Genomic DNA, 10,887 nt, shown 5'->3' on the forward strand with positions numbered 1-10,887 from the left:
CGCCACCGAATCAGAAGGAATCGGTGGCGCGTCGGTACTACAACGTCTCTTTACTGTGCGTCGAGCTGCGCCTGACGCTCACGGTCACGCTTGAGCAGCGGCGCCAAGAACTTGCCCGTGTAGCTCTGCGAACATGCCGCGACTTGCTCCGGCGTGCCTGAGACCACGACGGTTCCGCCGCCATTGCCGCCTTCGGGGCCCATATCGATCAGGCGGTCGGCAACCTTGATGACATCAAGGTTGTGCTCGATCACCAGAACCGTGTTGCCCGCATCGACCAGGCGCTGCAAAACGTCGAGCAGCTGGCGAACATCCTCAAAATGAAGGCCGGTTGTAGGCTCGTCCAAAATGTAGAACGTCTTACCTGTCTGACGACGATGAAGCTCCTTGGCGAGCTTCACGCGCTGCGCCTCGCCGCCCGAAAGCGTCGTAGCGGGCTGGCCCAAGCTCACGTAGCCCAGACCCACGTCATATAGGGTCTGCAGTTTGCGCTTAATCTGCGGGATATTCCCAAAGAAAGCCAGTGCTTCGGTGACACTCATATCGAGCACGTCCGAGATCGTCTTACCGCGGTAGGTAACCTCGAGTGTCTCGCGGTTATAACGCTTGCCGCCACATACCTCACAGGGGACATAGATATCGGGAAGGAAGTGCATCTCGATCTTGATCTGGCCATCGCCCTTGCACGCCTCGCAGCGACCGCCGCTTACGTTAAAGGAGAAACGTCCCGGCGAGTAGCCGCGCGCCTTCGACTCCGGCGTGCTTGCAAATAGCGCACGCAAATCATCCCACAGGCCAATATAGGTCGCAGGGTTCGAACGCGGCGTACGACCGATCGGCGATTGGTCGATATCGATTACCTTATCGATGCACTCGATGCCCTCAATCTTCTTGTACGGCCCCACGGGACGCGTCGAACGATGGATGGCATTCGTAAGCGCAGGCGCAATCGTATCGGTGACCAGGGAGCTCTTGCCCGATCCCGAAACACCGGTAACGACTGTGAGCGTACCGAACTCAATCTTGGCGGTAACGTTTTTGAGGTTGTTAGCGCGGGCGCCCGTGATCTTAAGACAGCCGCGGCCGGGCTTGCGGCGCTCATCGGGCACGCGGATCATCCGCTTGCCGGTCAAATAAGCACCCGTCATGGAATCGGGGCACGCCATGATATCGGCAGGCGTTCCTGCAGCGACCACGTGTCCGCCGTTAACGCCCGCGCCGGGACCCATATCGATCACGTAGTCGGCAGCGCGAATTGTATCTTCGTCGTGCTCGACGACGATAACGGTATTACCGATATCGCGCAAGCGCTCGAGCGTCTTGATTAGGCGCTCGTTATCGCGTTGGTGAAGGCCGATCGACGGCTCGTCCAGAATGTACAGAACGCCCATGAGGCCGGCGCCGATCTGCGTTGCCAGGCGAATGCGCTGGGCCTCACCGCCGGAAAGCGTCGCCGAGGCGCGATCGAGCGTCAGATAGTCGAGTCCGACATCGACCAGAAAACGCAGGCGCTCCAGGATTTCCTTGACGATGCGCCCGCCGATAAACTGCTGACGCTCGGTAAGCTCCAGGCCCTCAAAAAACTCGAGCGACTCGCGACACGACAGGCAGCAGACATCGTAAATGGACTTGCCGCCCACGGTGACGGCAAGCATCTCGGGACGCAGGCGAGCACCGTGACAGCTCGAGCATGGCTCTTCGCGAATGTATTTCTCCAAACGAGCCCTGGTGTTCTCGTTCGTCGTCTCGCTGTAGCGCTCGTACAGGATGTTGCGCACACCCGAGAACTTAGTGTCCCACTGGCTGCGACGCCCATCGAGCTTTTGATAGTCGACCGAAATCTTCGTGTCGCCCATGCCATCCAAAAACGCACGACGCACCCGCGGGGGCAGGTCCTCCCATGGCGTATCGGCACTCACCTTAAAGTGTTTGCAGACCGCAGCAAAAATCTGCGGATAATAGTTGGAATTGCCGAACAGGCTGCCAAAGACTCCGTCGGCAATCGACTTTGAGGGGTCTTCAATCAGCGCCTCGGCATCGACTGTCTTTTTAAAGCCCAGGCCATCGCACTCGGGACATGCACCATAGGGCGCGTTGAATGAGAAATCGCGCGGCTGCAGGTCGTCGATGGAATGCCCGTGCTCCGGGCACGCCAGCGCCAGCGAATACTCCAGCAGATCGCCCTCGGTTCCCTCGGGAGCGTCGCGGTCGGGCAGCATGTACACGTTCACGTTACCGTGCGCCAGTGCCGTCGCCTGCTCAACGGACTCGGCAATGCGACCCAGGGAGTTCTCTCGAATCACGATACGGTCGACCACGACCTCAATGTCGTGTTTGAACTTCTTGTCCAGGTCGATAGGGTCGTCAAGCGAGCGCACCTCGCCGTCGACGCGCACACGGCTAAAGCCCTCCGCACGCAGGTCCTCAAACAGCTTGGCATATTCGCCCTTGCGTCCACGAACCACCGGCGCCAACACAAACGCGCGACGGCCCTCCCCCGCCGCCAGCACCTTATCGGCGACCTGATCGGTCGTCTGACGCTCAATGACGCGACCGCACTCAGGACAGTGCGGCGTTCCCACGCGAGCAAACAGCAGACGCAGATAGTCGTAAATCTCGGTTACGGTGCCCACCGTCGAGCGTGGGTTTTTGGACGTCGTCTTCTGATCGATCGACACAGCCGGCGACAGGCCGTCAATCGAGTCCAGATCGGGCTTGTCCATCTGGCCCAAAAACTGACGCGCATAGCTCGAAAGGCTCTCGACGTAACGGCGCTGGCCCTCGGCATAGATGGTATCGAACGCCAGTGAGCTCTTGCCCGATCCGGAAAGACCGGTTATGACCACGAGCTGGTCACGCGGAATGGAAACATCGATATCGCGCAGGTTATGCTCGCGCGCGCCGCGAATAACGATAGAAGAATCAGACATGGAAGCTCCTTGCCTCCTACAACTTCAAATCACACTGACGATGAGTTTAGCGCACTCGACGCGCACAGATGTTCGTAATACAAGATTCGCAGACCTTTTGCGTTGTCTGACGCCGCAGGCCGCGCGCTCGGTCCGTACTTTCGAATACCGTCGATCGCCTACCACGCATCATGAATGTCTCCCGCTCGCAAACGAGGGTACAATGACGCTCGTGTCACACCGCGGGGCTCCGGCCCCAACATATACAAAGGAGTCAAACATGGGTTGCGAGCACGCACAGGCAGCCGGCGGGCAAACGTCGCCGTCGCAATTTGAGGAGAATACGCTGTCCGAGGTCAAGCGCGTTATCGCCGTGCTTTCCGGTAAGGGCGGCGTCGGCAAGTCATTCGTCACCGGCGCCATCGCCACGGAGCTTTCCCGCCACGGTCACAAGGTCGGCGTCCTCGATGCCGATATAACCGGCCCCTCTATCCCTAAGATGTTCGGCATGAGCGGACGTCACGTCCATGCCCTCGGCAACCTTATGCTGCCCGAAATCTCCGAGCGCGGCGTCAAGGTCATGAGCTCTAACCTGCTGCTCCAAAACGAAACCGACCCCGTCCTCTGGCGCGGTCCGGTTATCGCGGGTGCCATCAGGCAGTTCTGGAGCGAAACCTCATGGGGCCCCATCGACTACCTGCTGGTCGACATGCCTCCGGGAACGGGCGACGTCGCCCTCACTGTCTTCCAGTCGCTGCCCGTCGATGGCATCGTCATCGTCACGAGCCCGCAGGATCTGGTCTCGATGATCGTCGCCAAGGCGGTCAACATGGCCGAGAAGATGAACGTCCCCATTCTGGGAATCGTCGAAAACATGAGCTATATCGAGTGTCCCGATTGCGGCAAGAAGATCGAAGTCTTTGGCAAGAGCAAGCTCCCCGAGGTCGCCGAGCGTTACAGCCTCGAGATCCTGGGGCAGCTTCCCATCAATCCGGCACTCGCCGAGGCCTGCGATAAGGGCGAGGTTGAGACCGCACTGCCCGACGGCATGCTGCCCCAGGCCGTCTCTGCCGTCGAGGCCATTGCCCCGCACGAGACCGCCGAGGCCTAAGTGAACACAAACGCCTCCTATGACGTCTTGGTAATCGGCGGCGGGGCCTCGGGTCTCGCCGCCGCCATTACGGCCGCACGCGCAGGCAAAAGCGCCTGCATCGTTGAGCGCGATGTTGCCTGCGGCCTTAAGCTCCTTGCGACCGGCAACGGCCGCTGCAACCTTTCCAACGAATCAATTGATTTCCAGCGTTACAACCACCCCGCATTCGTCGAATCCGTCATGGGCCCCCAGCCTGAGCAAGAGCTCGGCAGTTTCTTCTCCTCGCTGGGCATCATGACGACCTCCGAGGAGGGCCGGCTGTATCCGCGCTCCCTTCGTGCCGAATCGGCGCGCGATGCGCTTCTCAACGCTTGCAATCACCTGGGCATCACCTTGATCTGTGGAGCAAACGTTGCCTCGGCATTCAGAGCTCCCGAGGGCTGGGCACTCCAAATAGACCGTCCCGCGCGAGCACTCAAGGCAAAAAAGCACGACGACCGAAAATCGGAACTCCGCTCGCTTCGAAAGGCGCTCGCCGACACCCCTCGCACGAACGAGACGCTGCAGGTAAAGGCCGTAATTATCGCTACGGGCGGCAACCCTGCCGACATCGCGAAGACGTTCAATCTTTCCCTTACACCGCAGCGCCCCGTCCTCTGCCCCGTGTCGGCATCGGTCTTCGGCGACCAGACTGCGCTGAAGACGCTGGATGGCCTTCGCGTCCGCGCCCGTTTGACGCTCACCCGCAATCACGAGGAGCTCTGGCGCGAAGACGGCGAAGTGCTCTTCCGTACCTTTGGCATCTCGGGCGTTGCCGCCTTTAACCTCTCCCGTCGCGTCCAGCGCGGCGACACGATTCTGCTCGACGTTTTCCCCGACCTCTCCAAAGACGAGTTGCTCGATATGCTCAACCAGCGAGTTGCGTTGCTCGGCGGCTTTTCACCCCGCGACCCCCGCTGGCTCGACGGCATGCTCGCCCCGCAGTTCTCTCGCGTTGTCTGCACCGCATTCGAACAGTGCCACCCCGGGTCGCACGACGTCATCCATCTGGTCTCAATCCTCAAGCACTTTAAGCTGCTCGTCGAGGGAACGACAGAGGAGCGTTCGGCCCAGGTCACGCGCGGCGGCGTGCCCATCGAGAGCGTCTCAGCTCCCAGCCTCTGCGTGAGCAACGCGGCAGACGCCCCACTTTACATCTGTGGCGAGGCGCTCGACATCGATGCCGATTGCGGCGGTTTCAACCTTGCGTGGGCTTGGATCTCGGGTATTCGCGCTGCAAGCAGCCTATAGCCGCGCAGTCTATAATCAAAACGCATTCGGGCCGTCTGGGACACCGGGCGGCCTCTTTCTTGCATCTAAGGAGACCTCGATGATCGAAATCACCCAAGTCCACGCGTCACTCGATGAGGCCGGCGACGAAACCGCCTGCCTTGCTATTGGTAGACGCGCCGTCAAACGAGCCCTGCGATGCGAGGATTCCCAGATTAAAGCCATTGAGCTCCATCGCAAGTCAATCGACGCCCGTAAAAAGCGAGATGTCCATTTTATTTTGAGCTTTCGGGTTGAGCTGACAAGCTCCCGACTCGAGCAGGAGGTGGTCGACCGCGTCGCCGAGCGCGACCGCTCGCGCATCCGCATGGTAGGCGGCGAGGCTCCTTCATTCCCCAACCCTGTCCCGAATGCACCCAAGGGGCGTCCCGTCGTTGTCGGCGCCGGCTGCGCCGGTCTCTTCGCCGCCCTGACCCTTGCCGAAGCGGGCCTTAAGCCCCTGTTCATCGAGCGCGGCGACCCCGCACTTCGCCGCTCGGAAGCGATTGATCTCTTTCTTAAGGAGCGCACCCTCGACCCCGAAAGCAATATTCAATTTGGCCTGGGCGGCGCAGGGACCTTCTCGGACGGCAAGCTCAACACGGGAACCAAGAATCCTGCCCATCGACTGATTCTCGAGACCTTCGTCGAAGCGGGCTCACCTCGCGACATCCTGTGGGACGCCAAGCCGCACATCGGCTCCGACATCCTCCCCACCGTCGTCACCAACATTTCCCAGCGTATCGAGCAGCTCGGCGGAACCGTCCGCTATCGAACAAAGCTCGTCAATATTCGAACCGATGGATCTGGCGCCATCACCGGCATCGATGTCCAAACGCCCCAAGAAACCACAGGCGAGACAATCGCCACAAAGCACCTCATTCTCGCCTGCGGCCATTCCGCCCGCGACGTATTCGAGCTTCTCAAAGAACATAACGTTGCCCTCGCGCAAAAGACCTTTGCCATGGGTGTGCGCATCGAGCATCCACAGCGCGACATCGACCGTGCCCAATATGGCCCCTCGGCGGGGCACCCGGCACTCGGAGCAGCCCCCTACAAGCTTGTCGCCCATCTCCCCAACGGCCGCAGCGTGTTCTCGTTTTGCATGTGCCCCGGCGGACAGGTTGTCGCGGCTTCTTCCGAGCAGGGCCATCTGTGCGTCAACGGTGCCAGCCTCAATGCCCGCGACGGGCGCAACGCGAATGCCGCCCTACTCGTCAACGTCACACCTGACGACCTTCCCAGCGATGATCCGCTCGCAGGCGTTGAGCTCCAGCGCGCCTGTGAGCGAGCCGCCTATCGCCTGGGTGGCTCCAACTGGAACGCGCCGGCACAGCTCGTCGGAGATTTCCTTGCGGGGCGCGCCAGCACGGCACCCGGAAAGGTAAAACCAACCTATCCACTTGGCGTGACCTGGACGGCGATCGACGATGCCCTCCCGCAGCATATCGTCGAATCGCTTCGTTTGGGAATTCCCCTGCTCGGCAAGAAACTGCGTGGCTACGACCGCCCCGATGCGGTCCTCACTGGCGTGGAGACGCGTTCGAGCTCCCCGGTCACCGTCACCCGCGATCGAACATGCCACGCCGTGTCGACTCCGGGCCTTTACCCTTGCGGCGAGGGTGCCGGATATGCCGGCGGCATCATGAGTGCCGCCACTGACGGCATCCGTTGCGCTGAGGCGCTGATAGCGGACCTCTAGTGCACGAACTCCCGCGTCCGAACGACACAGGCCCCGAGCTCCACGGGGAACTCGGGGCCTGTTCGCTACTTCCTGAATCGTGCACCCTGGCGTTTTCTGCCCGAAGCAAAGGCAGAGCCCTTGCGAGCCTGCGAACGCAAACGCTCGATCGTTTCGTCCTCAGATGCGCCCTCAAGCATCGCTCGAATCTGAACGACGGCATCGCGCAGACGTGCCGCCTCCTCAAAGTCCATGGCGGCGGAAGCGTTACGCATGTCTTCCTCCATGGTCTCGACAATCCGTACGAGCTCGTCATGCGGTAGCCCTTCCAGCTGCTCGGCAAGCGTCTGCTCGGGTGCCACCGTCTCCGGCACGGCGCCCTCACCGTTTTCGTCGGGTGTATAGAATGCGCCGTGACCCAGAGAGTCGCCTCTCGAGCGCCCCTTCGAGCCCACAGTCTTTTCGGCCTCGGCAATAAAGCTCGAAATGTCGTTAATGGCCTTGCGGACCGTCTTGGGCACAATGCCATGCTCTTCGTTATATGCCATCTGAATCTCGCGACGGCGCTGCGTCTCCTCGATGGCTTCTTTCATCGAATCGGTCACAACGTCTGCATACATGATGACCTCGCCGTCGGCATTACGGGCCGCACGGCCAATCGTCTGAATCAACGAACGGCGATTGCGCAAGAAGCCTTCCTTGTCAGCGTCGAGAATTGCCACCAGCGAGACCTCGGGAAGGTCTAGACCCTCGCGGAGCAGGTTGATGCCAACGAGAACATCAATCTTTCCCTCGCGCAGCGTTCGCAGGATCTCGACACGGTCCATCGTCGCTGTATCGGAGTGCATGTAGTTAACCTTAATGCCGGCATCAAGCAGATGGTCGGTCAGGTCCTCGGCCATGCGCTTGGTGAGCGTGGTCACCAGCACGCGCTCCTTGCGGGCAACGCGCTCGCGAATCTCGTCCTCAAGATCGTCAATCTGCCCACGAACCGGACGCACATCGATCTTGGGGTCGAGCAGTCCGGTCGGACGAATGATCTGCTCAACGTCGTTCTGGCTAACCCGCAGCTCATAGTCGCCCGGCGTGGCCGAAACGTAGATGAACTGGGGAATTCTCGCCTCAAACTCATCGAAACGAAGCGGGCGGTTATCGAGTGCCGAGGGCAGGCGAAAACCATGCTCCACCAGCGTCACCTTACGCGAGCGATCGCCCTCGTGCATGCCGCGGATCTGCGGCACCGTTACATGGCTCTCGTCGATGATGCAGAGCATGTCCTTAGGAAAGTAATCGATCAGGGTAAACGGCGGCTCGCCCGGTTTTCGACCGTCCAGATGACGCGAGTAGTTCTCGATGCCGTTACAAAAACCCATGGTCTCGAGCATCTCGAGATCATAGTCAGTGCGCTGCTGCAGACGCTGTGCCTCGAGCAGCTTATCAGTCGCCTTGAGCTCGGCCACACGCTTCTCGCACTCTTCACTGATTGATTTCAGAGCCGCTTTGACCTTAGGCTTCTCGGTCACGTAGTGCGAGGCCGGCCACACGGGAATGGCCTCGTACTCACGCAGTATCTCGCCGGTGACCTCATCGATCTCGGCAATCAACTCGACCTCGTCGCCAAAGAACTCAAACCGCAACGGGTGCTCGGCATAGGGCGGATACACGTCGACAACATCGCCGCGCACGCGGAACGTGCCGCGCGCCAGGTCATAGTCATTGCGATCATATTGAATGTCGATAAGTGCATGGATAAAGTCATCGCGCTCGAGCGGCACCTTCTTGTCGACGTTCGGAGCTAGGCCCGCATAGTCCTCGGGAGAGCCGATGCCATAGATGCACGAGACCGATGCGACGACGATCACATCGCGTCGAGATAGCAGCGATGCGGTCGCCTGATGTCGCAGCATCTCGACCTCTTCGTTAATCGAGGAATCCTTCTCGATATACGTATCACTCTGCGGTACATATGCCTCGGGCTGATAATAGTCGTAGTACGAGACAAAGTAGACCACGGCGTTGTTGGGAAAGAATTCCTTAAGCTCGCTCGCAAGCTGGGCGGCGAGGGTTTTATTGGGAGCCATGACCAGCGTCGGCTTCCCCAGGGCCTCAATAGTCTTAGCCATCGTGAAGGTCTTGCCCGAACCAGTCACGCCCAGCAAAACCTGATAGCGATCTCCGTCCCTCACGCCCTGCACAAGCGACTCAATGGCCTTAGGCTGGGAACCGGCGGGCTCGTATGGAGACACGACCTCAAACGGCACCTCAGAGCCCTCAACGCCAAAACGTTTGAGCTCTCCTCCAACACGCTCAACTTCAAATTCCGCCATGGATACTCCTAACTCATATATCTGCAGTATACGCAGGCGGCAGGCATAGTCCTATACGAACCGATCGGGATAGAGGGTCTTGTAACGAACCCAGGCATTATTGACACGAATCAGATACGCCTGCGTCTCGGGAAAGGTGATTGCATTATGAAGCGACGTGCTCTGCTGCGCCCATCCGTCGACATTGCCCATGCCGGCGTTATAGGCGGCAATGGCACTGTCAGTCGACCCGTTAAAATACGTTAGAAGATACGAAAGATACGCACAGCCAAACTCAATGTTCGTAGCGGGATCGTTAAGGTTGTCGGCTGAATACTCACTACCATTGACAAGACCCTTGGCAATCATATCCTGGGCAGTCTCGGGCATCAGCTGCATCAACCCCCGAGCGCCTTGATTCGACTCCGCCTCGGGATCCCAATTCGATTCCGACTTTATGACAGCACACACCAGATATGGATCAAGATTGTGCGAAATGCTCGATTGCTTTACGTAGACCTCGTAGTCAATTGGATACAAAGGCTTAAAGAAGACGGCAGGAGCATACGAGTAGACGAGCGAAATAAGGCCGAAGACGAACACAACGGCAAGTGGCGCCACGCGATACCACGTAAAGAAACGTGTCTTAGGCATCGGCCTCCTCCTTATCCGCTACATCCCCGAAGCCATGGCGCGCAAGCCATGCGTCCAGTTGTTCAAAGAGCGAATTATCGCCTGCCGCATTATCAATTACCGTCGTAGCGAGATTACAAAGCGAAGCCTCATCAGGTTGGCATGCAGAGCGCGCATCAAAATCAGAGGACTCCATACCACGATGGATGGCACGCTCGCGACGAACTGATAAAGGAGCGCTGATTACCAGAATTTCATCAGCCAGGCCAAAAGCATCCTCAAAACCAGTCGGGGCAGAAACCTCGACAACCGCAAAGGGATAACGGGGGGACGAAACCGTGCAGCAAACCGGATCAAGAATCCTCAGTGACAGCTGTTCGATGAGAACCGGATGAACGATGCCGTTAAGCCGCACAACTGTATCAGGAGAGGCGAAAGCTCGAGTAGCGAGGACATTGCGGCGAATGCCGCCCTCCTCGTCCAGAATGTCCCAACCGAATTCTTCCGCGAGGGCATTGACGATATCGGAGCCTGGCACATAAAGCGATTTGGCAAGCTCATCCAGATCGATAAGCATGGCGCCATGAGATTCGAGATAGCGGCAGGCAGTCGACTTACCCGAAGCAATATTGCCCAAGACAAAAACGGTAAACATCAAGTCCTCCCTAACGCCAATGGGAGTTATTATCGCGCAAATACAAAAGAAGGACTCAAAATACAGCCAAACAGTAAGACAAGCTAAACGAAAGCGAGTTCTTGTATTACAACTATCTTTCAAACGCAAAAAGGGGGAGGCCGTGAGGCCCCCCCCTTCTTCAGTCCGTTGCGACGGCTCGGTGCCGTCCACCGGTCAGCGGCGCCCTGGCCTCCCACGGGCTGACCCCGCAGTACTCTCGGCGCGATGGGGCTTAGCTTCCGGGTTCGGAACGGGACCGGGCGTGCCCCCCATGCTCTGGC

7 protein-coding genes and 1 rRNA gene are annotated in these 10,887 nt (G+C 59.2%); 3 read left to right on the top strand and 5 right to left on the bottom strand.

The window, feature by feature from the left end:
• Nucleotides 1–50 precede the first annotated feature (50 nt).
• The gene (gene uvrA / locus GT571_RS03405; RefSeq protein WP_161155470.1) at nt 51–2,930 is read right to left on the bottom strand and encodes an excinuclease ABC subunit UvrA; all 2,880 of its coding nucleotides are present in this window, start codon (nt 2,928–2,930) and stop codon (nt 51–53) included.
• Nucleotides 2,931–3,189: 259 nt separating this feature from the next.
• Between uvrA and GT571_RS03410 the strand changes: the two genes are divergently transcribed.
• The 3 genes from GT571_RS03410 to GT571_RS03420 all read left to right on the top strand — a co-directional run bounded on the left by GT571_RS03410 (nt 3,190) and on the right by GT571_RS03420 (nt 7,012).
• Entirely contained in the window at nt 3,190–4,020 is an 831-nt protein-coding gene (locus GT571_RS03410; RefSeq protein WP_161155472.1) for an Mrp/NBP35 family ATP-binding protein, read from the top strand.
• Nucleotides 4,021–5,292 carry an NAD(P)/FAD-dependent oxidoreductase gene (locus GT571_RS03415; RefSeq protein WP_161155474.1) on the top strand — a complete coding sequence of 424 codons (1,272 nt, stop codon included), beginning with the start codon at nt 4,021–4,023 and terminating at the stop codon, nt 5,290–5,292.
• Between the two features lie 79 nt (nt 5,293–5,371).
• Nucleotides 5,372–7,012, top strand: coding sequence for an NAD(P)/FAD-dependent oxidoreductase (locus GT571_RS03420; protein WP_161155476.1), 1,641 nt, complete (start codon nt 5,372–5,374; stop codon nt 7,010–7,012).
• Nucleotides 7,013–7,077: 65 nt separating this feature from the next.
• Here the strand turns inward: GT571_RS03420 and uvrB are convergent, their stop codons facing one another.
• The 4 genes from uvrB to rrf form a co-directional block, all read right to left on the bottom strand.
• The gene (gene uvrB / locus GT571_RS03425; RefSeq protein WP_161155478.1) at nt 7,078–9,318 is read right to left on the bottom strand and encodes an excinuclease ABC subunit UvrB; all 2,241 of its coding nucleotides are present in this window, start codon (nt 9,316–9,318) and stop codon (nt 7,078–7,080) included.
• Between the two features lie 51 nt (nt 9,319–9,369).
• On the bottom strand, nt 9,370–9,951 hold the full coding sequence (locus GT571_RS03430) for a lytic transglycosylase domain-containing protein (protein WP_161155480.1): 582 nt from the start codon (nt 9,949–9,951) through the stop codon (nt 9,370–9,372).
• A complete protein-coding gene (gene coaE, locus GT571_RS03435; protein WP_161155482.1) occupies nt 9,944–10,585 on the bottom strand; it encodes a dephospho-CoA kinase in 642 nt (213 codons plus the stop codon). Before coaE ends, GT571_RS03430 begins: the two co-directional genes overlap by 8 nt.
• Nucleotides 10,586–10,778: 193 nt before the next feature.
• Nucleotides 10,779–10,887 (bottom strand): 5S ribosomal RNA (rrf, locus tag GT571_RS03440); the annotation flags it as partial.

Origin of the sequence: Collinsella aerofaciens, assembly GCF_009876115.1 — a bacterium.
Taxonomy (GTDB): domain Bacteria; phylum Actinomycetota; class Coriobacteriia; order Coriobacteriales; family Coriobacteriaceae; genus Collinsella; species Collinsella aerofaciens_N.

Coding starts and splice junctions, on each gene's coding strand:
- GT571_RS03420 (WP_161155476.1), top strand. CDS start 5,372: ATGATCGAAATCACCCAAGTCCACGCGTCACTCGATGAGGCCGGCGAC.
- uvrB (WP_161155478.1), bottom strand. CDS start 9,318: ATGGCGGAATTTGAAGTTGAGCGTGTTGGAGGAGAGCTCAAACGTTTT.
- GT571_RS03430 (WP_161155480.1), bottom strand. CDS start 9,951: ATGCCTAAGACACGTTTCTTTACGTGGTATCGCGTGGCGCCACTTGCC.
- coaE (WP_161155482.1), bottom strand. CDS start 10,585: ATGTTTACCGTTTTTGTCTTGGGCAATATTGCTTCGGGTAAGTCGACT.
- GT571_RS03410 (WP_161155472.1), top strand. CDS start 3,190: ATGGGTTGCGAGCACGCACAGGCAGCCGGCGGGCAAACGTCGCCGTCG.
- uvrA (WP_161155470.1), bottom strand. CDS start 2,930: ATGTCTGATTCTTCTATCGTTATTCGCGGCGCGCGCGAGCATAACCTG.